The sequence below is a fragment of the Planctopirus hydrillae genome (assembly GCF_001707835.1).
GTDB classification, from domain to species: Bacteria; Planctomycetota; Planctomycetia; order Planctomycetales; family Planctomycetaceae; genus Planctopirus; species Planctopirus hydrillae.
On the sequence record NZ_LYDR01000150.1, the window covers coordinates 115,509 to 138,964 of the forward strand.

General features: G+C 54.4%; 19 protein-coding genes. 10 read left to right on the forward strand and 9 right to left on the reverse strand.

Annotation, left to right across the window (positions count from 1 at the left end):
- The first annotated feature begins 410 nt into the window (after positions 1 to 410).
- From A6X21_RS18215 to A6X21_RS18225, 3 genes are all read left to right on the forward strand, one after another.
- A complete protein-coding gene (locus A6X21_RS18215) occupies positions 411 to 1,151 on the forward strand; it encodes a hypothetical protein (RefSeq protein ID WP_068850759.1) in 741 nt (246 codons plus the stop codon).
- A gap of 53 nt (positions 1,152 to 1,204) precedes the next feature.
- The gene (locus tag A6X21_RS18220; RefSeq protein ID WP_068850762.1) at positions 1,205 to 1,837 is read left to right on the forward strand and encodes a pyridoxamine 5'-phosphate oxidase family protein; all 633 of its coding nucleotides are present in this window, start codon (positions 1,205 to 1,207) and stop codon (positions 1,835 to 1,837) included.
- Between the two features lie 138 nt (positions 1,838 to 1,975).
- A complete protein-coding gene (locus tag A6X21_RS18225; protein ID WP_068850764.1) occupies positions 1,976 to 3,265 on the forward strand; it encodes a hypothetical protein in 1,290 nt (429 codons plus the stop codon).
- A 34-nt stretch (positions 3,266 to 3,299) separates the two neighbouring features.
- Here A6X21_RS18225 and rsmH read toward each other — a convergent pair whose 3' ends face one another.
- The 4 genes from rsmH to A6X21_RS18245 all read right to left on the reverse strand — a co-directional run bounded on the left by rsmH (position 3,300) and on the right by A6X21_RS18245 (position 8,140).
- Positions 3,300 to 4,436, reverse strand: a complete 1,137-nt coding sequence (gene rsmH, locus A6X21_RS18230) for a 16S rRNA (cytosine(1402)-N(4))-methyltransferase RsmH (protein ID WP_205847497.1) — start codon at positions 4,434 to 4,436, stop codon at positions 3,300 to 3,302.
- Positions 4,437 to 4,469: 33 nt separating this feature from the next.
- Positions 4,470 to 5,459, reverse strand: coding sequence for a hypothetical protein (locus A6X21_RS18235; RefSeq protein WP_131818426.1), 990 nt, complete (start codon positions 5,457 to 5,459; stop codon positions 4,470 to 4,472).
- 178 nt (positions 5,460 to 5,637) lie between these two features.
- A complete protein-coding gene (locus tag A6X21_RS18240) occupies positions 5,638 to 7,293 on the reverse strand; it encodes a DUF6798 domain-containing protein (protein WP_068850771.1) in 1,656 nt (551 codons plus the stop codon).
- Between the two features lie 616 nt (positions 7,294 to 7,909).
- Entirely contained in the window at positions 7,910 to 8,140 is a 231-nt protein-coding gene (locus A6X21_RS18245; RefSeq protein WP_068850774.1) for an RNA polymerase subunit sigma, read from the reverse strand.
- Between the two features lie 473 nt (positions 8,141 to 8,613).
- Here A6X21_RS18245 and A6X21_RS18250 point away from each other — a divergent pair, with 473 nt between their 5' ends.
- The gene (locus A6X21_RS18250; RefSeq protein WP_068850953.1) at positions 8,614 to 9,720 is read left to right on the forward strand and encodes a glucose 1-dehydrogenase; all 1,107 of its coding nucleotides are present in this window, start codon (positions 8,614 to 8,616) and stop codon (positions 9,718 to 9,720) included.
- Positions 9,721 to 9,786: 66 nt separating this feature from the next.
- Here the strand turns inward: A6X21_RS18250 and A6X21_RS18255 are convergent, their stop codons facing one another.
- The 3 genes from A6X21_RS18255 to A6X21_RS18265 all read right to left on the reverse strand — a co-directional run bounded on the left by A6X21_RS18255 (position 9,787) and on the right by A6X21_RS18265 (position 12,535).
- Complete coding sequence (locus tag A6X21_RS18255) at positions 9,787 to 11,133, reverse strand: Trx7/PDZ domain-containing (seleno)protein (RefSeq protein ID WP_068850777.1); 1,347 nt, start codon at positions 11,131 to 11,133, stop codon at positions 9,787 to 9,789.
- A gap of 203 nt (positions 11,134 to 11,336) precedes the next feature.
- Positions 11,337 to 12,275, reverse strand: a complete 939-nt coding sequence (locus tag A6X21_RS18260) for an AAA family ATPase (RefSeq protein ID WP_068850781.1) — start codon at positions 12,273 to 12,275, stop codon at positions 11,337 to 11,339.
- Positions 12,276 to 12,331: 56 nt separating this feature from the next.
- The gene (locus A6X21_RS18265) at positions 12,332 to 12,535 is read right to left on the reverse strand and encodes a hypothetical protein (RefSeq protein ID WP_068850784.1); all 204 of its coding nucleotides are present in this window, start codon (positions 12,533 to 12,535) and stop codon (positions 12,332 to 12,334) included.
- Positions 12,536 to 12,569: 34 nt separating this feature from the next.
- On the opposite strand from A6X21_RS18265, the gene A6X21_RS18270 reads away from it, so the two are divergent.
- Positions 12,570 to 14,009, forward strand: coding sequence for a Gfo/Idh/MocA family protein (locus tag A6X21_RS18270; protein ID WP_068850787.1), 1,440 nt, complete (start codon positions 12,570 to 12,572; stop codon positions 14,007 to 14,009).
- Between the two features lie 355 nt (positions 14,010 to 14,364).
- On the opposite strand, the gene A6X21_RS18275 is transcribed toward A6X21_RS18270, so the two are convergent.
- Together A6X21_RS18275 and A6X21_RS18280 are read right to left on the reverse strand one after the other, a co-directional pair.
- Positions 14,365 to 15,090: a hypothetical protein gene (locus tag A6X21_RS18275; RefSeq protein ID WP_068850790.1), complete on the reverse strand. Its 726-nt coding sequence runs from the start codon at positions 15,088 to 15,090 to the stop codon at positions 14,365 to 14,367.
- A gap of 160 nt (positions 15,091 to 15,250) precedes the next feature.
- Complete coding sequence (locus A6X21_RS18280; protein WP_131818427.1) at positions 15,251 to 15,622, reverse strand: hypothetical protein; 372 nt, start codon at positions 15,620 to 15,622, stop codon at positions 15,251 to 15,253.
- Between the two features lie 399 nt (positions 15,623 to 16,021).
- Here A6X21_RS18280 and A6X21_RS18285 point away from each other — a divergent pair, with 399 nt between their 5' ends.
- The 5 genes from A6X21_RS18285 (at position 16,022) to A6X21_RS18305 (ending at position 23,401) form a co-directional block, all read left to right on the forward strand.
- The gene (locus A6X21_RS18285) at positions 16,022 to 16,585 is read left to right on the forward strand and encodes an Rrf2 family transcriptional regulator (protein ID WP_068850797.1); all 564 of its coding nucleotides are present in this window, start codon (positions 16,022 to 16,024) and stop codon (positions 16,583 to 16,585) included.
- Between the two features lie 80 nt (positions 16,586 to 16,665).
- A complete protein-coding gene (locus A6X21_RS18290) occupies positions 16,666 to 18,492 on the forward strand; it encodes a PQQ-binding-like beta-propeller repeat protein (RefSeq protein ID WP_068850801.1) in 1,827 nt (608 codons plus the stop codon).
- A gap of 145 nt (positions 18,493 to 18,637) precedes the next feature.
- Positions 18,638 to 19,753 carry a type 2 periplasmic-binding domain-containing protein gene (locus tag A6X21_RS18295; RefSeq protein ID WP_083233709.1) on the forward strand — a complete coding sequence of 372 codons (1,116 nt, stop codon included), beginning with the start codon at positions 18,638 to 18,640 and terminating at the stop codon, positions 19,751 to 19,753.
- Positions 19,750 to 21,312: a hypothetical protein gene (locus A6X21_RS18300; RefSeq protein WP_131818428.1), complete on the forward strand. Its 1,563-nt coding sequence runs from the start codon at positions 19,750 to 19,752 to the stop codon at positions 21,310 to 21,312. Before A6X21_RS18295 ends, A6X21_RS18300 begins: the two co-directional genes overlap by 4 nt.
- Positions 21,313 to 21,436: 124 nt before the next feature.
- On the forward strand, positions 21,437 to 23,401 hold the full coding sequence (locus A6X21_RS18305) for an ATP-binding cassette domain-containing protein (RefSeq protein WP_068850808.1): 1,965 nt from the start codon (positions 21,437 to 21,439) through the stop codon (positions 23,399 to 23,401).
- The last annotated feature ends 55 nt before the right edge of the window (positions 23,402 to 23,456 follow it).

Genomic DNA, 23,456 nt, shown 5'->3' on the forward strand with positions numbered 1-23,456 from the left:
TCTGGCAAATCGCGCCGGCCACACACCCTGGGAGCCAATCAGGACGCGATTTTTTTCGTTTCGCTCATGATGATCTGATGGGAGACAGCTAACGCAGCCGCCGTGCCAAACGGGGTAGAAGTGTAGCTCGGTGTGACACAACAATATGCCAATCAATAACTTGTGGATTTCTTGATTTTTGAGTTAGCACCGACCTGGGGCATTTTTGGCCGCTCGGCGATCAACTTGACTTCAGTTCTGCCTCACTTCAGCGTCAGGCTTTAACGATTACGGCGAATCTGGCGAACGTAATGATTGATGTTGTGCTTCATAGACAATGTGGCAAAAAAGCGACATGTGGCAGCAGTTTTAGTGGACTTCCCATCATCCTAAGGTGAGGATACGGCACCCCAAAGAGAGGATAAATCAGCATGCAACGCCGTGCGGAAGCACTGGAAATTCTGCATAAACTTCGCGAGAGTCTCGCAGATCGTATGTCCGAACGAATCATCGACTCTGTCGACGATCTCATCGATGACGCTCTAGGCGAATCCTATCGCGGGGAAATTGATCTGCTGTATGAGCAGTACGGCGCCAAACTGGTTTTGATTAATCAGATCATCGGGAATTTCCCGGTCGACAATGTTCCTCAGCCGCCACCTCATTTCGATGCCGAAGAATTTCGCTCGGAAGATCTGATTTCCTCCAAAGATTTCGCATCTTATAAGTCTCTGGAGGTGCATTATGATCTACCGGAGAGCGCGAATCCTTCAGGCGTAACCCCACTGGAACAATCGTCTCATCGAGAAAAACGAGAGTTTTCCAATCTTCAGGCGTCAGATTTTGAATCGACCTGGGGGCAGTTCCTAAGGCAGATTCGCTCACGGGATATTCTGGCAGCAGGCGAGGCATTTGCCTTGATGAGTGCTCTTCCTATGGAACGGGCCGAACTTGCGGCCTCACATTTCCTGGCGCGATGCGATCAGGACGCAGGGTTTTTCGATCATGCCCGGCAACTTGTCGAAGATGTCAGGCTGGCCAGCGTCAATGACGCTCTCGAAATCCTCTACGGCTCATTCGGGCTCGAAGGAAATGATGCACTCGCCACCTTAGTCTCATTTCGTCCCTTCCTGGCCCGTGAACTCAGTACATCACAGGATATGTGGGAATAAGACCGAATTCTTTCTGTCGATTTGTGTGGCCGAGGAACAGGAAGATCCCGAACATGCAAGAGGCTCGTGAATCCCATGCTTGGGTATGGGATCAACTCTGGATCCGACTGCTGGCAGCCGTCGAAGATCGACAGTCACCGTGGCGAACACCCGTATTGGCGACACTGGATGGGGCGACACTGGGTGGGATCGCTCTGGATGGTCACTGGCCAGCGGCTCGAACTGTGATCCTGAGAGACGTCTTGCCCCAAAGCCGTCACCTCGTGGCCCATGTCGATCGGCGATCTCCCAAGATCAACCAGTTACAGTCGAATCCTCACGCATCCTGGACTTTTTACGACCCTGCCGCTGCGATTCAACTGCGTATCAACTCCCAGATCTCACTGCATACAGAAGACGAACTGGCGAGTTCCCAATGGTCGAAAACGCCGGCTTCCAGCCGCAAAAGCTATCTTTCAACCGAGCCGCCGGGGGCTCCTCTTCCCGGGCCCATCAGCACCTTACCGGCTGAACTTCGAGGCCGAGAACTGACAGAGCAGGAACTCATGGCTGGCCGGCCAAACTTCTGTGTGCTTCTCGCCCGAGTGTTGGAAATCGACTGGTATGACCTGCATCCCGCAGGACACCTGCGACTCAAGTTCGACTGCCGGGCTGAACAGGTCGATCATCAGTGGATTGCCACCTGAGTCCTTCCTCATATCACTTCGTGGATGATGAGAGCAAATGGTCGAACAGAACAGAGACTTGATTTCTGCCCATTGATCAACTGACGATAAGGGGCCTTCTACTTCGAGAAATCTCCACAGCCACAAAGAGTCTCCGTCATGTTGCATCGACGCCAGTTTCTCCAACAGTCGGCCGCACTCACCTTATTGACTGCGGGATGGAATCGAAGAGGCTGGTGCAGCGACACTCCGGCGGAAGAACTCCCTCCTGTCCGTGCCATCACACGTGCCCCGGGCCACCACTGGTTTGGTTATTACGACAAGCTGCAATTCGACCCCACCAACACCAAAGTGCTGGGGATGAAAACGAACTTCGAGCATCGCTCCCCGAAGCCCGATGACGAAATCGAGATCGGCTATGTCGATCTTGCGAACAACGACGAGTGGGTCCGCTTAGGTGCGACGACCGCCTGGTGCTGGCAGCAGGGATGTATGCTGCAGTGGCTGCCTGGTTCGAGCTCGAAAGTGATCTGGAATGAACGCGGTTCCCACCACTATCAATCGCGAATCTATGATCTCTCGACAGGCGAAAGCCAACTCCTCGATTCGGCGATTTATACTCTGGCACCCGATGGGAAGTCGGCCATCACGACCGACTTCCGTCGCCTCAATGATGTCCGCCCAGGATACGGCTATACCGGTCTGGCCGACCCTTATAAGGACGAGTTGACACCCCACGCCTCTGGCATCTGGAAGATTGACCTGCAGACAGGAACATCCGAACTGCTCATCTCGATTGCCCAGGTCGCGGCACTCGGCCCGTCTCTTCCGGATATGCAGGGGGCTAAGCACTGGTTTAACCATCTGCTGATCAATCCTGATGGCAGTCGCTTCACATTCCTGCATCGCTGGAAACCAGTCAATTCCCGAGTGGCGTTCCGAACTCGCATGCTCACAGCCAGACGAGATGGCAGCGATCTGTTCGTGATCGATCCATCGGGAGAAACCTCCCACTTTGTCTGGCGCGATCCCGAAACCATCACCGCCTGGACAAAGCCGCAAGGAAAGCCGTTTGGCTTCTATCATCTGCGCGATCGCACCGCTGAGGTCGAAGCAGTCGGTGCGGGCGTGATGACAGTGAATGGTCATAACACATATCTGACTGGTCTCGAAGCAACGCCGACGGCGTGGATTCTGAATGACACTTACCCCGATCAGGCACGCCTGCAGCATCCTTACCTGTTTCATGTCCCAACGGGTCAGAAATATCCCTTGGGACACTTTCATTCACCGCCGGCTTACACGGGCGAATGGCGCTGCGATAATCACCCTCGCAGCACCCCCAATGGACGACTCGCCTGCATCGATTCACCTCATGGCGGAAATGGTCGCCAGCTTTATCTCATCGATCTGGAGCCAGTTCTGCGTTTTTATCACGATCCCACCTGAGTTCAGCGAGAACCAGGTATGATCGATCGACACTTCAGGAACTCGAGCGGATGGACCAGCGAAGTTTTGCAGGGATCGAGCGGGGATTATCGTGCCGCTCCTGAGGAGTCGCTCGAATCACTTCGCTCGAAATCTCCCGATAAACTCCGCTTGCCAAGCCAGCCTGAAACGCTTTCTTCACCCGGCGGTCTTCACCCGAGTGAAATGTCAGAATGGCAATCCGGCCACTAGGCTTCACACATTGCGGGATCGATTTCAGCAGAATATCCAGCGTCGAAAACTCATCGTTCACAGCAATTCGTAGGGCCTGAAACACCCGACGAATGGTTGAAGTCACGTCTTCCTCATCAAAGGAACCAATTTTCGCCAGCACTTTGCGGACAGCTTCGGCCAGTTGTCCCGTCGTGACGATGACCGATGACTCTTGCGCAGCGATCAGACCACTGGCTAACGGCTCAGCCCAAAGTTCATCAGCAGCATCAACAAGCAGTTGTGCCAACCCTCTTTGATCGATCTTCGCGAGAAACTCAGCAGCACTGGATCCACGCGCTGGATTCATCCGCATATCCAGTGGGGCATCGACTTTGAAGGTAAATCCCCGTGCCGGATCGTCAATCTGCATGGAAGAGAGACCAAGATCAGCCAGTAAAAAATCGGCACCGCCAGGTAACAGAGCAGGGATCAACCCCGGCAAAGCAGCAAAGTTGGTGCGCTGCACAATCAGCGTTTCGGCAGGAAAACCTGCACTCCGTAATCTGGCTTCGGTCTTCGGGAGTTCAATGGGGTCTGCATCAATTCCCAGCAGGCAACCATCCGGCTGGATTGCCCTTAAAAGCTTCTGTGCGTGGCCACCATATCCCAAGGTGCAGTCAATACCCCGCTCACCCGCTTGAGGAGCGAGAACCTGCAGAATCTCATTGACCATAATCGGCCGATGGGTTCCCGCAGGAGTCTTGCCACTCTTGAGGATTTTCTCAACATCTGCCGCATAGCGATCCCTCGCCAGTTCCTTGTACTTCTCGTGGAACTTTCGGGGATGTGTCCCTGCATATCGCACTCTTCGGGCGGGACGTTTCCCCGGATCCTGCTCTGGGACGGACATTGGTGCATGAGGCTCAACGGGAGAAGACTCAGGAGCTTCATCGGGCAATGGTGGGTCTGACTCGGTCATAGTCTTCCCATCATACCAACCCGCTGGGCATAGTCATCCCACACCAATCGACTCATTCGAGACAGCGAGGATGATGGCCAGTATCCCCGGCAGTGCCAGTACGACAGTCACATAGATCAACCTGCGGTGTGGGCATTTTGGCCAAAGGGCCGGAATGAGAAAGATCGCCAAACTCAAAGGCATGATTCCCGAAGCAAAGAATGTCAGCAGAGGGAGTTCGCTGTAGGTATTCGTTGCAGCCCCGAGTGTTAACGCAGGATAAAACACCGCTGGCCCTGTCCAGCAACCGATCGAAGAACCCAAGACAGAAAATTTCTCACGGAACGATTCGTGAGTTGCTCCAGCCAGATCGCAATTCTCACTCGATTTTTTCATTTGGAATGCCGGAACAATTCCCGCAGCAAACAAGGCACAGCTCATGGCTATCGCGAGTTCTGTAAAGATCAACGAATGGGCGTGAATCATCACTGTGACACTGGCCAGACCCCACAAGAAGGCGAGTAACATCCATGCTTTTCCAGCCAGTGCCGCTTGCCAGACCGTTGTCAGCAATAAGGCGATGGAAATCATGGTGATGCCCAGAATGCCCGCAGCCACTTGCCGTGGAATCAGCATTTCATTCCACGTCAAATCGCCCGGCGCAAGCCACCAGCCGGCGAACAGGAGTGCGGCAACATTCAAGCCCAGCGCGACCCAGCCCATGAATGCTCTGCCGGAAAATCTTTCTGCAATGAAAGTGGTCAAAGCCCCCACGATGAGGCACATCGCGGTGGCCGGGAACAGGCTGTACCAACTGTGCTCGAACAACAACCATTGACCCGATTGATCCAACCACCAGTCCAGCCGTTGTTCAAAGAGGTTCGGGAACGCGAAACCAGCCAGGATGCCGACAGGGAGAGCGGCTTTGGCAAGTGCTGGCCATTTAATGCCCACCAGAGGGATCAGGCCACCCCCCAGAAGTGCTGGCAGAATTAGATAGACAATCTGGTCTCGAATCACTTCGAATGGAGGAAGTGGTGGCATCGCGAAAATCCCCATTGATTCCGTTGAATCCTCATGCTGCTGAAGAGCAATCGCTTCGAATTTCAGGCATTGTCCGAGGTGTGCCGACGAGTCCTGCTCAGAGAATTCAACTTTGTTGGATGCGAGGAATTACTGCCGGTAACAAAAAAACTTACAGCAAATCCTCAGCGGGTCACGCTCAGGGAAGTTCATAAATGCGATAAGTGTCGTTCTGGTAGACAGGCTCTGTTTCAAACGGCCCGAGTCGATCGGTAATGAACAGTTGCAAACCCGTCTGTTCGTGGAGATCTTTCAATCCCGCTTTGGTGATCAAAGCGGGTTTCGCATCCGAACCATTGGCCCATTGTTTCTGCAGCCAGTTGGTAATGATCAGCAAGCGGTTGTTCCATTCGACAATTCCAGCCGCATCCTGTGGGCAATCCTTAAACGATACATATTCCGGTCTCTCGGCAAACCATTTGAGTGAAGTGTGCCCCGTCGGTGCGAAGCACAAAGTCTTTCGAGGCGTGTTCTTGAAAATCCACTCACAGGTGGCTTTCCAATCCTGATGCTGCTTGATGGCCACTGTGATCGCCTGCCATGAGCCATGCCTGCTGACTGCAAAACTCACGAGCAGAGCCAGCATCATGGCCGGTATCACAATTGCGAAACTGTTCAACAGCCACGGAGTCACACTTTTTCGTCGCTTCATTCGACATGCGGCCATGATCGACAACTCGCCGAGTGAGAACGAAAGCAGCAAGGGGACGAGCACATCGGCCATTCGGAAGAAGTAGAATTTCAAGAGCAGCATGCGCCAGGCATAACCCGCCATTTTCTCAGCCGGACGCGGGCCAAAGCCGATGAGAAATCCAGCGATGGAAAGTAAAATTGCCAGGAGAGCCGACCACCCCAGCAGTTGCCACGCCCTGCGCCGGGTGAATGAAGCACTCTTCAAGAACACACTGTGAGTTAGTACCACCCAGGCAGCAAAGGTTAATCCCGCTGCCGAGATCCCGCGCAGCCATGCGGTTGTGGGGATAGCCATCGGGTCGAGATGATGGGCCAGGCGATAGTACACCTGCAGATAGTTGGCCTGAAACCGAACGGTTTCATCGGCTCCACTCATCAGGCTCACCTGCAGAGCCGCTGCGATCGACCATAAAGCCGCCAGCCAGCCGGCCAACAGGCACAGGTTTGTCAGCAGACCAGTTGATCGTGTTCCGACATTCGTCTCTGAACCTGCACTTCGAATCGGTCGATCTTTATTCAAGATCGATTGCAGCACCAGGCTGCCGAGAATGATCAGCGCCCCCCATAATCCGACGATCGGATGCCACGCCACAGACCACGCCAGCAACGACAAACTGGCCCATGATTTCGTCAGAAACGATTCATCATCACTCAGGCAGGCCATGGCCCAGAACAAAAAACCATAGGCAAAAACTTTGGATTCGGCTCCACCAACAATCCACTCGCCAGAAACATTGATCGTCGCCACCAGGACCGGCCATAACCACAGTCCGGAAAGATAACCGCCACCAGACAATCCCAGCACCTGACTCAGGCGATAAGTTCCATAAGCCAGCACCAAAAGGCCTGCAGCTCGCACCAGTAAAGCAGTGGCTGTCATGCCGAAAAATGGGGGCAGCCAGCCGGTGCTCGCAAAAAACACGACATGCACGCTGGGAGAATTCAGGAAGAAATCGTTCTCGCACCAGGCGGGATTCGCAAAGTGTCGAGCTTTGCCCAGGTAGTGCGTTTCATTCACCGCAGGGATCGGGGCCAGTATCAGACTTGCAAGGACTAAACCCAGGCAGCCCACCACCCAGGTTTTCCACGATGAAGTCATCATGATTGCGGTTTCAGCATGAGGGCTCGCTGTGCGATTTGCCGGTTCAAAAACCAAGGGAAACCTCCGGCAATCACTTGAAACGAGGCTTACTGATCTGCTGCACGCAATCTATGGAGTCGTGGCTCCATGTGCCATATTTGCCGCTTTGGGCTATCAATTACACACAACTTTGCGTTCTAGTCCACCCCGACAAAATGATGTTGGGTGGCCCGGCCAACTTGTGGCTGGGTCGTTGTGTTCGACACAACGACAAGAAGCCGCGCCATGTGCGTCCCTTTATCTTACAACGTCATTGGCAGGTTGGGGTTGGTTGTCATCATCCGACCCCAGTGAAAGAGCGCTGGCAGTAAAAAATCATCCGAGACATCCATTTCATGGCATTCGACTCAATTCGCCATCACCATTGAGAGTCCTGTGAACTGGGGGCAAACGAAGACGTTTGACCCCAGCCACCCGGTTTTGAGTCATTCAGTTTCCGGCCACCAAGTCTTACGCCACCCAGTCATCAGCCACACCTCAAATCAGAAAATCCTGCAGAGTCGTGTGTCAAAGGCAGCCGCTTTAGGAAAGCATGTTTTTGTGAGCCACGACGCGCGATTTCAAGTTGCGATTTGAATTACTTCGTGGCTTTCTTGGTCGCTTTCTTCACAGCTTTCTTGGGGGCAGCCTTCTTTGTGACAGCTTTGACAGCAGCCTTTTTGACAGCCTTGGCGGCAGCAGGCTTTGCTTCGGCTACTGGCTTGGCAGCAGCTTTTTTGGTGGCTGGCTTCTTGGTACCACCAAAAATACGGTCATAGTTCTCGGAAAACTTCGGGCTCGCACCGCTGCGGATAATTGGACCACTCATGTCAAAACGCCTTCTCTTCCTGAGTTCCACCAGATGATTCAAACCGACTGATCTTCTCAGCCTCAGACAATAGGACTTGTTTGCTGTGAAGATACATCGACTCATTCATGGTCAACGCATTTCAGCAGATCAAGGATGATTGCGCGGCGATTGTTCTCTTGATCGACCGAAGTGTCAAGCGGCAAAGGGTTTCAAATCACTCCACAAGACTTGCCATCCCCCCTCCATTTCCGGTGAGGTCCCCGTCATTTTATGATGACGCGACCCGCAAACACAGAGATTCATCCTGCACGGAAAGTGTCGCTTCACCAAACCGGCTCCATGGAAACATCGAGCGAAACCTGGAGTTCGATTGTTGGAATCATGCTTCAACAGGTAATCTGCTGAATTGTGCGGCCAGTTCCATCAGGATAAATCTGACATCAACAAAATGTGGTTCAACCCACCCACTTCGGCTAGAAAGTTCTTCGCTCATGAAAGCGGTCGCTGTTTACCCTGGCAAACCTCACAGCATTCATCTGCGGGAGATCGAACCCCCGCAACTCGATTCGATTCCCGGTGGCCGGGGAGTTCTGGTCAGGTCGCTGGAAATCGGTGTCGATGCGACCGATCGTGAAATCAACGAAGCCCTCTATGGCAATGCCCCCACTGGGTTCGACTATCTGGTGCTGGGCCATGAAAGCTTTGGCATTGTCGAGGCCGTCGGTCCGAATGTGAAAGATCTGCAGCCGGGCGATTATGTCTCCTGTACAGTTCGTCGGCCTGGCGGTTCGATCTACGACCAGATCGGCCGCAACGATATCACCAGCGAAGAAACCTATTACGAACGCGGCATCAACCTGAGGCATGGCTTTCTTACCGAGCGCTGGGTCGATGACTGCGAATTCATGGTCAAGGTTCCCAAACAACTCAAGCACCTGGGTGTTCTCAGTGAACCAGCCAGTGTCTGTGCCAAGGCAATCGAACAGGCTTATTTGGCACAGCAGCGCCTGCAGGTCTGGAAGCCCGAAGTCGCTTACGTGATGGGTTCCGGTCAGATCGGCCTGCTTTCCACCATGATGCTTCGCCTCAAAGGTCTCGAAGTTTATACCGTGGCCCGCTCCAGAAAAGCTGGCAACAAAAAGGCCGAGATTGCCGAAGCCTACGGTGCCACCTACGTCAGCACTGCCGAAACGCCACTCGATCAACTGGTCAAGCAAACGAGTAAGCCTCAGTTGATTGTCGAAGCCACAGGCTCGAGCCAACTCGCCTTTCAGGCCATGGAAGTCTTGTCACACAACGGTGCCCTCGTGTGGACGAGCATTACTGGCGGGCAAGGGACAGCGACTGTCCCTTCCGACAAGATCAACCTCGAATGGGTCCTGGGAAACAAACTCCTTGTGGGCTCTGTTAATGGCAACCGTCGCCATTTCGAGCTGGGTATTCAGGCTTTGGCTCATGGGGAACTGGCCTTCCCGGGCGTCACCGAAAAGCTGCTCACCACCCGGGTCGATGGGCTGGAAAACTATGCCGAACTGATTCGCCGTCTCGTCGAAGACAAAGAGGCCATCAAGGTCTATCTGCGAGTGACCAGCGATTAATCGCCACACTTATCAGCATTGTGCTGCCAGTTGAGATGATCTCCTCACTTCGACTGGCAGTTTCCTTTATTCCTGCATGGGAAGACGCAACGTGAGCGTTTTTCCACTGCGGATGACCTGCACCGGAATCACTTGCCTTGGCCTGGTCTCTTTGAGTCCATACGCAATGAGATCCGCCTCTCGAAGAAGATGAGTCTGGTTGTCGTAAGCGACAATCACATCTCCTTTTTCGAAACCTGCCGACTTCGCGGCAGCATGGGGGCCATACTGGCCAATATGCTTGGCCCGTAAGGCCATTTTACCCTCTTCAATCGACAGGTCTTGTCTCTCGGCACTCGTCAGTTCCTCAAGCACCATCCCGCCGGTCGTCATCCGCCGCAATCCCCATGTGGAACTTCGCCACGTGAGATCGCCCGTTTTTCGCCAGCCGGCTGGCAATTTCAACAAAACCTTCTTCACTGATCCATTGCGGAGCACTTCCAATGAGATCGCCGCCCCGGCAGCGTCTGCCTGATGCAGCACCCATTGCACATCAGCCATCGAAAGCAGTGGCTGGCCATTCATCGTTTGCAACTGATCACCTGCCTTCAGGCCCGCCTCCTCTCCCCACGAACCTGCGACCACATCTTTAATGGTGGCACATTCATGAGGATCAAGAATCAATCCAATCGATGCCGGATGGGGATAAGGAAAGATCAGTTCCTCAGGGAATGGTTCCGATCGCGATCGCTGCAGAGTCCGCCTGGCATCGCCAATCTGGTGGCAATGAATACAGCTTTTGACCACATTTCCTGAGTAATCCAGCTTGGAGCCATATTGAGTTTTCAGAGCAGGAAACTGCTCCGGTGTGGCAAACTCGGGAGTAGCCCCTCGCTTGGCCGCCAGCGATGGCTTCACGTTCTTAAAGTCAGCATGCAGGCTTAATGTTTTCTGCAGTGCTTTGGCGAGCCCCTTGAGCGAAACATCTCCCACCCATTCCGTGCGATGCGAACGAGTGCCAAATCGGCCGTAGATGGTTTGATCTGCATTCAGGAAAAATACAGCGAACGATTGATCTGTATCGAACTGAAACAGCGAAAGATCCAGCCCGTTTGTTCCCACAATCCGCACGCAGACGAATTGATCGAGCAGTGGCCGGACGACAGGATCTTTTTCCATGAGGTCGTCGTCGAGTTTGACACATTCTTCACAGGGAATGCAGCGGAGCACAACCACCGGTGGTTTGCCCGTCTTTCTCGCCTCTTCCAAGCCCCGCGCAAGATCGTTGTAAATCCAGAAACCTTCCGACTCAACCTTGGCTTTATCAGCCCGCACTTTTTCTTCGCGAGTCGGCTTCGACTGGCCAAATGCCGCAGGTAACCCCACGTTGAGCATCAGACAAAACAACAGCAGGATTTGAACGCCACTTCTCATGATGACCCTTTCTGCAAGGAAGCTGCTCAACGACAAAGCGCCCGGGATGGCAGGGCCTGATGGCACTGGTCTGTCTCGTTCGCTGGCCTGTATCGTTCACTGGCGTAGTTGGCCACGTTCCAAGAGCTATCGAGTCACTCGCAGAAAAGCAAAATCTTCCTGCCGCTGATCCGCAAAGAAGAGGAATTGCAGCTAATCATCGCTTACGACGGTGTGGCGGTCTTGTTAAGAATCTGGCGGATTACCGTTTTGGACCGCTCTCTCTGGCCTTCCCGCATCACGCCCTTGAGCACAATACGATGAGCCAGCACTGGCCCTGCGAGGGCCTTCACATCATCGGGGATGGCGTAATCACGCCCACTCAAAAAGGCCTGGCTCTGCACTGCCCTGTACAGCGTAATCGCCCCGCGCGTACTGACACCTAATTGCAGTTCTTCATGAGTCCGCGTGGCCGTCACCAGATCGAGAATGTAGTCGTTGATCGAGTCATCCACTTTGACTTCGCGTGTGGCCAGTTGCAGTTGCCGTAATTCGTCACTGCTGATGACAGGGCCAATACGATCGACCGGTTGACCACTCCGATGATTGACCAGCACCTCTTTCTCGACGTCACGAGCGGGATAGCCGATCTCAATGCAGATCATAAAGCGGTCCAGTTGGTTCTCTGGTAGTGGATACGTCCCTTCGAACTCAAACGGATTTTGTGTCGCCAGTACAAAAAAAGGTGCTTCGAGTGCGTAAGTCGTCCCTTCGATCGAAACCTGCCCTTCGCTCATTGCTTCCAGCAAAGCACTTTGCGTGCGCGGCGTCGTGCGATTGATTTCGTCAGCCAGCAGAACATTGGTAAAGATCGGCCCTTTCCGAAACTCAAAATTTCCCAGGTTCGGCAGATAGACACTCGAGCCGAGAATATCACTGGGAAGCATATCCGGCGTGAACTGCAGGCGGGTAAAGTTGCAATCCAGGCTTTTCGAGATCGCTTTCGCCAGCGAAGTCTTGCCTACGCCGGGCGCATCTTCGACAAGAAGATGCCCTTCAGCAAGCAATGCCACCAGCGATTGACGGACAGGCTCGGGCTTACCCAGAAGTGCCAGACCGATATTCTGCTCCAGCCTGGCAACAAGTGCGTGTAGATCAGCCACCCGTGGTTCCTATCTGCTGGTCAAGAAAAAATCATTCCTTTATCCGACGCCATATCTTAGCGCGGAATGCCGACAAGCTGCCACCAAAGAAGACCATCTTCTGATGAAGATTTCGTGTGAATTACCACGCCAGGATTGCCCCCGAGTTTTTCGATACCAGCAGGAAACGCAAAAATCAGCTTGAATCTGCGCGATTTCTCCGCCACTTTGACAATAACTTTAATTCCGCCGACATCAGCAAACTCGCCAACCTTCCCCATTGATCCAGTAAATCATCTGCCACGAGAACCTTCGATGACTACTCCATCCTCGCCTCTGGATCGCCGGGATTTTCTCGCCACAACCTCGCTGGGCCTAATCGCTGCCAGCAGCATCACGAATCCCACCTGGGCCCTGGAGAAACCCCTGGCTCAATCCGCAACTGCCAACGGAACCACCTCAAAAACTGCCGATCGAGTTCGTGTCGGTGTCATGGGTCTGGGACGAGGGATGGCCCATGTGCAATCGGCTCTGGCAACTCCCGGCGTCGAACTGGCATGGATTTGCGATGTCGATGAAAAACGGCTCAACAGTGGTCTCAAAGCCATCGCAGCCAAACAGGACCAGGCTTCCGCTAAAATCGTGCTTCCTCAGACCACCGGCGATTTTCGTCGCATTCTCGACGATCGGACGGTCGATGCACTCGTCATTGCGGCTCCCAACTTCTGGCAAGCCCCGGCCACCATTCTCGCCTGTGCCGCCGGCAAGCATGTTTATGTCGAAAAGCCAGGGAGTCACGATCCTCAGGAAGCGATCTGGATGGTCGAAGCGGCCCGCAAACACAAACGCCACGTTCAAATGGGGAATCAGAGGCGCAGTTGGCCTGCCATTCAGGAAGCGATCAGCAAGCTGCATGAAGGAGTTATTGGCCGACTTACTTATGCCCGCTGCTGGTACAACAACCTGCGAAAACCGGTGGGCCCGCAATCTCCAGCCGCCATTCCGGCTGGATTGAATTTCGAGCTCTGGCAAGGGCCTGTCCCTCGCCGGGATTACGTCGAGAACCTCGTACATTACCAGTGGCACTGGTTCTGGGATTACGGCAACGGCGAACTGGGCAATAATGGCATTCATGCTCTCGATCTGGCTCGCTGGGGCTTAGGTGGCCGCCAGGGGGAGCGAGATCATCTGCTCGCAGTCAGTTATCTGGGTGGGCATTACCATCTGGGAAAAACGCAGGAATCCCCCGATACCGGCGGCTGCCTCTTTGATTACGGGACACATGGTATTCTCTGGGAAGGAAGCAGTTCTCACGCACGCAGGCCCGATAAGCTCCCCTTTGTCGAATTCTACGGCGAGCAAGGTTCCCTCTCGATCGAAGGCTCAGGCTATCGCGCGTTTGATATGGATGGTGCCGAGATCGCGAAAAATACGGGGACTGGTGGCGATCTGATTCACTTCGAGAACTTCATCGAAGCCATTCGCGGCAACCAACCTCTCCAGGCCGAGATTGAAGAAGGCCAGAAAAGCACCATGCTCTGCCACCTGGGAAACATCTCCTGGCGGACAGGCCAAACCCTGCATGCAAGAGAGGTTACTTCTCCTTCAGCACAACCAGCCGACCAATCCGATCCTTTCGTCAACTCGTCAACCAGTTCCTTGAGTCGTGCCAACGCTCTCTGGAACTCGACACCCGAGATCAATGGCCTCTGGACCCGCCCGCACTACGCCCCCGGCTTTGCACCGCAGGTGTAATACTTCCGTTCTTACCCTTCTTCATCGTGTGCCACTGTAGTCTTGATGGTGTGCCACTGCTGGCTCGCCAGCAGTGCTCCGACATCACTTTCACACATGCTCCAGGATCGAGCCTGGCGATCTTGCACGTGCTTCCGTCGAAGCCATGAGATGTCAATCAACGTGCATCAGCTCACCACACCCCAGAACGAGGTCGAAACGCAAGTTTCTCTCGTGTGGCACGCCCTGCAGGCTCTGCGAAAGGGCCTGGGCTTCCAGCGTTGAATCCTCGATGTGGGAAACCTGCTACAGATTCTTGACCTTCCGAGTCAGCCCACCAGCATTCAGAATCCTGTATACGCAGGTCATAGGGTCATCAGTAACGCCGTTTGACATCCTCTGTCGTCAAAAAGTCCTGCAACGCCTCATCGGAGACTTGTGGTGCAGTTCCCAGTGGTACTGCTGCAAGCATCATGGAGTTAATCACTCTCCGGTGATGTGGCAGCGGCGATGGGATGGTGGCGGTGTGCAGCACCCCTTGCAAGCTTCCGCTCCCGAGAGTCGCTAAGCTGTTATTGATCACTACGATCTGCGGTCTGGCGGGATCGAACGAGATGAGGGATGTTGTATATGGTGAGAGTTTTTCCTCACCCGGCATGAACATCGGGTTAAATCGCTCCAGCACTTCAGCGGGAGTTATCCCCAAGTCGACAGCACATTTGGAGAAGTCTGCCATGGCCAACTGCGAACGGACTTCACTTGGTTCATAGCCAAGCACCAACAGGCTCTCATCTGGCCCGCCGTCGCGATGCAATTTCGTCGATTCCTGCTGATCGAAGCGACCAGCCGACCAACACACAAAGTCTTTTCCCACACGCTCCCGATGAATTCTGGCCAACTGATTCTTGAGGATGATCTGAAAACCTCTCAGTGCTGGCGATTCGATGTCGGATCCGAAGTGAATGACACAAAATCCAGGCTCACTATGATCCGTCCGGCAGACCTTGCGATACACGGTTTCTTCGAGTTCCACACCAACCACCTGGCTGCAAGGCGAAGGGACTTGTGAAACCTCGATTGTATAGTTGGCTGACTCCCACATCGCGAGTTTATCCACTGTTGATCTATGAATCGCGCGGCACAGATTGTCGCTGCTCGACAATCTGGCAGTCGTTGGACATCTTCACGAAGTTGTTGGTTCACTCCAGGTTTAAGGAAACTTGCCTTTCAAAATCATCTCGCTGGTCACTTTGCCTCAGTGGTCACTTGGGTGGAACGGCATCTTTCATCACCTGCCCCTTCAACTTGGCCATTTCCGCTTCTTCGATCTCTCGAAGCTCCTGAATCTCGTGAGGAAAGTAGCCCACGCGAATTCTCCCGCGACCAATTCGCGAGATCGAAGTCTTTATCTCCGGCGGTGTCGAGTCAAAAAACTGCCAATTGCTGGAGTAGGCTGCTGTCATTTTTCCATCCACCATCCAGACCGAAGCGCGGTCCTTACCAAGATCGCTGTCGAAGTTGTAGTAAATCACGCAGCGGCCGAACTCTTGCCGTGATCGCGGAGTGGCAACGGCAAGCAACTCCTCGATTGATGAGCCTTGACGTAGAATTCCCTGATCCAAAGCCAGCTTCAATGGCGAGGCTTCTTCTCTCATTGCAAGATACGAATTGAGATCTCCAGATGAATAAATGTCCTTACTGTTGCAGAAAGAAATCCCGAACACGCATATGGCAAACAGAGAAAAGCCTATTGCGGTCATGATTCGCCAAAGTATGTTCATGTCGTAGTCGCCAAATCAGGTGCTAGAGCCAGTTAGCCAGCAATGCTCTACCTCTTCAATCACGGACACCCTCCTCAAAAGTACCCACCAATTTCACCCTTCTCCACTCTTCTCCCCACCTCCCCACCTCCCAACTGCCGGAAAGATCGCAGACATCCTCGTGTTCCCGACTGGTCTTGTCTTGACACAGACGAAAGAAGCTCTCTATTGTATCTGCGAGGATTACAAATGTACTGAAGCGGTGCTGATTTGATGGATACGCGGTTTACGGTTGCGGCTCATGTGCTGGGCTATCTGGCCTGGCAGGGTGAGCAAGGTGTAGAGTGGGTTTCTTCGGATGAGTTGGGGCGAAGTATCAATACCCATTCGGTGGTTGTCCGCCGGTTGCTGACCCAGTTGCAGAAAGCGGGGTTGATTGAAACTCGTCGCGGGGCCAGCGGTGGCTCACGCCTGGCCCGGGCTGCCAGTGCGATTCATCTGGGGGAAGTCTTTGATGCCGTGGTGGAATCTGGCACATCGCTGATCAGTTTTCCACGCGAAGTCGAGCGGGATGAATGTCAGGTCGGAGAACATATTGAAGCTGTGTTGCGAGAGGTGATTGCTGAGGCCGAAGCGGTCTTCCGCCGGAATCTGGGACGCACCAGTGTGGCAGAATTCTCTCAGATGGTTGTCAATCGCATGATCAAACTGGGGATCTGCTGCCCCTCGGAGGAAGAAAGCCGACCAGCGGCTGCCAGAAAACACCTTCCATCGGTTCGGCCTGTGGAACAGTCCAAAACTTCATCAGGTTCTCGAAAAGGCAAAACCACACGTTAATCGCGAGCAGATTCGCTGACGCAAACGACGTGGCAACGATATTCTTCATCACGAAAAATGTAACTTTCAGGATTACGAATATGCAGACTGATTCATCAGCCAGTCCTCCAGAACTGGCAAGACATCCGGAAGGGGCATCGACTCCAGCAGTTCAGCCGCGCACTTTGCGCTGGTGGCCGGCGGCATGCCTGGTAGTGCTGATGTTTCTGCTGCGCATGATTCCTGCCGTGGTCGAATCGCCCTCTTTACCGGTGATTTTTGCGAGCTTCTTAGGTCCTGCCGTCGCAGGTGTGTTGATCCTGCTGTGGTGGGTTACATTCAGTCGCTCGACGATTCGCGAACGGCTGCTGGGTGCCCTGCTCACAATCGCCTTGATCGGAATTTCCATCACACTTCTGCATCCGAGTCTGGCCAACATGAATGCCATCATGTATGTCGTGCCTTACGGAGCGGGCGCTTTTGCCGTGAGTTTATGCCTTCTGGCAGCCCAGCCCAGGTGGCGGTTGCCGGTGGCATTGGGAGCAGTAGCTCTCACCTTGGGATACTGGGATTTGTTGCAATCGGCTGGGGTGGACGGAACCTTTCAACCCGAACTCTCCTGGCGCTGGATCCCGACTGCTGAAGAGCGGTATCTGCAAACAGTTACCAGTCAGGCTACCGAGACTCCCAGCCCTGCTCCAGCGGAAAAGATCCTGCTGGCTGATGCCGCCTGGCCGGCGTTTCGAGGAGCCGCTCGTGATGGACGTCAACCGGGGATCGCCCTGAAGTCGAACTGGGAGGAGGCACCTCCGAAATCGATCTGGAAGAAACCGATTGGCCCCGGTTGGTCATCATTTTCTGTCGCAGGAAATCGGCTCTTCACTCAGGAACAGCGCGGCGAAGACGAAGCTGTGGTCTGCTTGAATGCGTCCACCGGTGAGACAATCTGGGCCACAACATACCCCAGCCGCTTCTGGGAAGCCGTGGCGGGAGCCGGCCCTCGGGCAACTCCGACGATTGCCGATGAAGGTCTCTTTGCCCTGGGTGCCAATGGAGTACTACTGGCACTGGACCCGGTCACGGGAGCCAAGCGCTGGACGCGCGATCTCCAGGTGGATGCCGGGAGAAAACCACCCATGTGGGGTTTTGCCTCATCACCTTTAGTGGTGCAGGGATTGGTGATCGTGCATGCCGGTGGTGCAGAAAACAAAGGTGTTCTCGCTTATCGGGCGGCTGATGGTGAACTGGCGTGGTCAGTCCCTTCGGGCGATCACAGCTACAGTTCCGCTCAACTGGCGACCTTTGATGGTGTGAGCGGGTTGCTCATGAGTACGAATTCCGGTCTGCAATTTCTGGATGTCGCCAATGGTCACACGATCTGGGAACATCGCTGGGCTGGCGACAATTATCGGGCCTTGCAGCCACTGGTGGTGGGAAACTCGGCATTCATTGCGACCAGCTTAGGGTTAGGAACCCGTAAGGTGACAGCACGTCAGAAGGGTGAACTGTGGGAAGTGACGGAAGACTGGACTTCTCGCGATTTGAAGCCGGATTTCAATGACTTCGTTGAATATCAGAACTCTCTCTACGGCTTTGATGGCAACATTTTTACCTGTGTTTCATTAGAAACCGGCAAGCGCGCGTGGAAACGGGGGCGCTACGGGAATGGCCAGGTTTTGCTGCTGCCCGATGCGGGTCAACTTCTGGTCACCAGCGAAACAGGCGAAGTGGTGTTATTGAAGGCTGATCCTGCGAAGCCTGTCGAGCTGGCCCGGTTCCCCGCCATCGAAGGCAAGACATGGAATCATCCCGTGGTCATTGGTTTCAAACTTTATCTGCGCAATGCCGAAATGGCGGCGTGTTATGAGCTGGCGCTGGAGCAACTTCCAGAGCAGCAGTCTCAGAGTGTGGTACAACAGGGAGATTGAAGGTCAGCGCAAGCACAATTGTCGAACGATTCCCGTGATGTCAGCTTATTACTGATCACAGAGCGTGGAGACACAACGTTCGCAGCGATAAACTGACGAATCCAGTTGGCAGCACATTTGGGAACTTGAACACGAGGCACTCAGGTTGAGCGGATCGAATCATCGCGAAAACTCCGCTCGACTCTGGTGGCCTCTGGCGATGGTCGGTGCTGTGGGGCTCTTCATCTTCTGGAGCTGGATCCAGCAACCGGCTGCGTCCTCACTCGTTGTGTTCTGTGCGCACGATGCTGTTTATGCCGAGCCGATTCTCCGCCGGTTTACTGAAAAAACGGGGATCCCGGTGGTTGTGCGATACGACACGGAGGCCACGAAATCGTTGGGTCTCGTCGATCAACTGATCAGTGAAGGTGCTACGACCGAGTGCGACCTCTTCTGGAATAACGAGCTTTTAGGCATGGTTGCGCTCGCTGAGAAAGACCGGCTGATCGCACATCAGGGGCCTGGCTGGAAAGCGCGATCGCCAGGAGATCGTGATGCTCTGGGCCGCTGGACAGGTTTTGCCGCTAGGGCGCGTGTCTGGATTGCGACGGATGAATTCGCAGCACAGCTAAAGAAAGAACAGCCTGACCGAACACCGGCCGAGTTGTTTGCCCAGTATTTCGAGAAGCAGGAGGATCTTTCGCGTGTTGCCATTGCCCGGCCACTGTACGGGACAACGTTGACTCAAGTGAGCCTGATGATACAGGAGGAGGGATTGGAAATGATTCAGAAGTCCCTGCGGGAGGCTGTGAGTCAGCGTCATTTGCGAGTGGTGGCAGGGAATGGTGCTGTCAAAAACCTCGTGGCTACCAATGCAGCGGTATTGGGTTGGACTGATACCGATGATGCGTTTTCGGCGATTGATGAAGGGGCGGCTGTTTCCATGTTTCCACTGCTCTATAGAAATAGACCCATCCTTATCCCGAATACTGTGGCTTTGGTTGCTCATCGTCGGCTGAAGGAGAATCACCCCAGACCGGAAGCGTTCCAACTTATCGAGTACCTCCTTTCACCAGAAGTCGAACTGGCGCTGGCTCAATCAGGAGCCCGGCAAATTCCACTGGGAACTGTTGCTGATGAGCAGCTTCCCGAAGAAGTGAAGCCGTGGATGACTCTTCGCCAACAGGCCTGGCCCCTCGCGACCATGGTCGAAAATGGAGAGTTGATCAAAGCCCGCGAACAGGCCGTCAACTGGTTAAGGCAAGAGGATGTCGTTCGATGAGAATGACAGAATCGGTCATCCTCACGTTATTGCGAGCGATTCTGATCACGAGTCTCGCATGGCCATTGGCGTGGTCAATGGCCTCGCTCTGGCGATCTGAGACCAGAATTTCTGTGCTCATCAGACCGTGGATCGCAGCCCTCGCTGTCATCGTCTGGATGGTGCCCCCCCTGCTCCTGACATACGCCTGGAATCGCACCGGGCTTTCCATGATTGAAGGCGAACTCGTCTATCAGGGGTTACTGCTGACGCGGATGACGCCTCTGGCCCTGCTGCTGATTTTGTGCGGGCCTCGGCAAGAAAGCTCATCGTCTGCGGAGTGGCTGGGGCGGGACCTGGCCCGAATGCATCGCCCTTTACCCAAGTGGCCTCAGTATCGCGGCTCGTGGTCGCGCTGGAAATGGGCTCTTGCTCTCGTGCTGCTGTTCACTTTTCAGGAGTTTGAACTGAGTGCACTCCTGGGGGTGAGAACATGGACTGATGATCTATTTGTCGATCATGCGGGAGGTTTACCGCTGAACCAGACCTTAAAACTGGTGATTTTTCCAGCCGTGATCGCGTTACTGCTGGCACTCGCTGGTCAAACTCAGCACAGTTTTTTCGTCTCAGGCAATCTTCAGCCACATCAAAATTCGACTGAAAATCGACCATCGAAGCCGGGAAGATGGAGTGTTGTCGGAGGAGGTCTGTGGCTGGTGCTGCTGGGTGTGATGTTCTCGCCCCTCGTCTGGCTGATCATGCAAGACGCGTGGGGGATGGGACAGTACCTGTGGCAAGGTGGCCGACAGCACGTGATTTTGTTGAATGAAGTGGTGACCAGCCTGCTGCTTGCAACCACAGCCACCATGATCGCCCTGGGATTGGCTCAATACACGACCAGAAGTCTGACACATTCTGCAGGTCGTCGGCAGTTTGAATTTGCCAGGTGGTTGGGTTATGGGCTGTTGACCATGGGCCTGTTGGGAGCATTGACTATCGGGCTGGTGCTTCGTGGTCTGAGTGTCACTCTGGCAGATGTCACAGGCTGGCGCATGAGCCTGCCTCTCTGGCTGCTCGCTGGTGTGGTGATCAAGATCTTTCCTCTGGCATGGCTGGTGGAATCGATGTTGCAATCGAGGCAACCGGCCGCTGCTCTCTCTCTGGCAGATCAGGTTCTCAGGCTGCACGGCCAGAGGATATGGCGTCGATTGGCCCAACCAGAAATGGGTTTCGATCGAACGATTCCCGAAGGATTCCCCACAGGTTCAACTTTTCAGAAGCTGGCAAACTGGAGGTTTCAAGCCGCCCTCAAGCCCAGGTTATGGCTCGGAGTGTTGATAGCGACGTTCGCCTGTGCGGATGTGCTGCTGACTGCGCTACTGGCACCCACCGGAATGGCCACTGGGACAGTCAGACTCTACAACTTCATGCATTACGGGCATTCCGCAGCATTGACGGCTGAAGCTTTGCTCCTGGCGATTGTGCCGTTCGCCCTCCTTTCGATGCTGGCCATGCTGATCTCTATCAGCGTGCGATCACAGGCGAGACGATTCCCGGGGACTCGACCCCCGGCCCTATAGTCCACGAGCCGCCAATGGTGATTGCCCGGCAGACTCGAAATTCTTAGGCTGAAGCCAATGTTTCTACCACCGTTCGTCACTGGCATCACTTCGGCTCACACAGCCTGTGAATTGAGGATTCTCTTTGTCAGCTCCTTCCGGTCTTTGTCAGCTTGATCACGTTTCGGCACAGTCACGAACTGTCTCGGCGCGAACTCTCTCGGCGCGAACTGTCTTATCGCGAACTGTTCAGGCCAGTGCCCGTCGTGAGCGGCTGGACGGGATCACCACCACAATTCCGTGCGGTCTGACAGCCGTCATGGGGCCATCCGGAGCGGGGAAGACGACACTTTTGAATCTGCTGACAGGATTCGAAGAGCCGAGCTCAGGGAAGCTCCACTGGCATCAGACTGCGAACAATCAGGTGATCGATAAATCCTTGACTTTGCCGATCGCGTGGATGCCCGCCGATTTCGGCCTCTGGCCCGACTTGACGATTGCTGAGCATTTACAGGCCACGGCACCTGTTGGCTCAACGTCAGCGCAGGTGGAAGAATGGATTTCACTGTTTGAACTGCACCCTGCACATCGCTTGCCCAGCCAGCTCTCGCAAGGCGAACAATCGCGGCTCAGCCTGGCTCGATCCGTCATTTCGAAAGCGCCGGTGCTTGTCCTCGATGAGCCTTGCGTTCATCTGCAGGCGAGTCTGACACATTCTCTCTGGAAGAGTTTGACTCGTTACTGGAAGGAGCAGCAGACGAACGTGATCTACAGCACTCACCAGCCGGAACTCGTGCTGGGATGTGCCGACCATCTCTTGATTCTCGACGAGGGAAAATTGCTGGCCAGTGGTCGGCCTATCGATCTTTATCGATCACCCGAGACACAGGAAGTGGCCTGGATGCTGGGGGCGACCAATTGGTTTTCGAAGACAGAGCAATCCTTCTGGTGGAGTGAAGAATTGCCGCATGAAAATGTACGTCCTGAACAGGTCGAGGTACTGGCGGCGAACGATTCCTCGATGGTGATGGAGAGTCTGGAGACCGTCGGGCCGCTCTCTGTACTGGAACTGCGTGCTCTTCGAGAACAGGCAACCCCACCGGATGCCCGCACAATCGTGGATGGTCCAAAACCATCAAGAACACTGTGGGTTGCCGGGCAGCGAAGTTTTCCACCTGTGGGGAGCCGCGTGAGATTGCGGTGGCTGCCACTGCTGCTCTTCGTGGCGCTGCTGCTCAGCATGTCTGGTTGCTGGAAAGCCGATGAACCCCGGGTGGTCATCGCAGAGGAAACGCGCTGGATGCTCCCAGCCGATGGGCCGCTTGTCCCGGCACCACGCGGATTGTGTGTTTCTTCCGCAGGGGAATTGCTGGTGCTCGATACAGCCGGCCGCGTGCTGGTGTATGACCACGATCATCAGCTCGTGCGGAAGTGGCATATGCCCGAGTATTCGGTCGGGAAAGCCGAAGGGATCTGTGTGCTGAATGACGGGCGGATTGCCGTCGCAGATACGCATTATCATCGAGTGGTGATTTTTCATCCCGATGGAACCCTCAGCCACATGTTTGGCCAGGAAGGGAAAGGGCCAGCGGAGTTCATTTATCCGGTTGCGATTACCCAGGACCCGGAAGGCTTTCTCTATGTTTGTGAGTATGGCTCGAATGATCGCTGCCAGAAGCTGACGACCGAGGGCCAGATGGTGCTGGAAATGGGGCGATTTGGTCTGGGGCCGGGAGAGTTTCAAAGGCCCAGCGGTGTCGTCTGGTCGGAGAATCGACTCTACATTGTCGATGCCTTCAACAGTCGGGTGCAGGTCTTTGATGCACAGACGGGGAAGCTCTTGCAGAACGATTTCAACCAGGCCGAACTGGCTTATCCTTATGACATTGCATCAGGTTCAAGAGAGGCCGGAAAATCGATCGATTTCTGGATTGTCGAGTATGCGAGTGGGCAGGTCACGAGGCTTTCGGCGAATGGTGAACTCCTGGGACGAGGTTTTGCTGCGGAACCACTGCGGACTCCCTGGGGATTGTGTTACGATCCGGAGGGAAGGCTTTATGTGGCCGATACAGGAAATCGCCGGATTGTCTGCTGGAAAATTTCTCGTTGAAACCCGGAGATTCAGGGTATTCACCAAGCCTTTTTCATGGCACGATTCGGCAGAA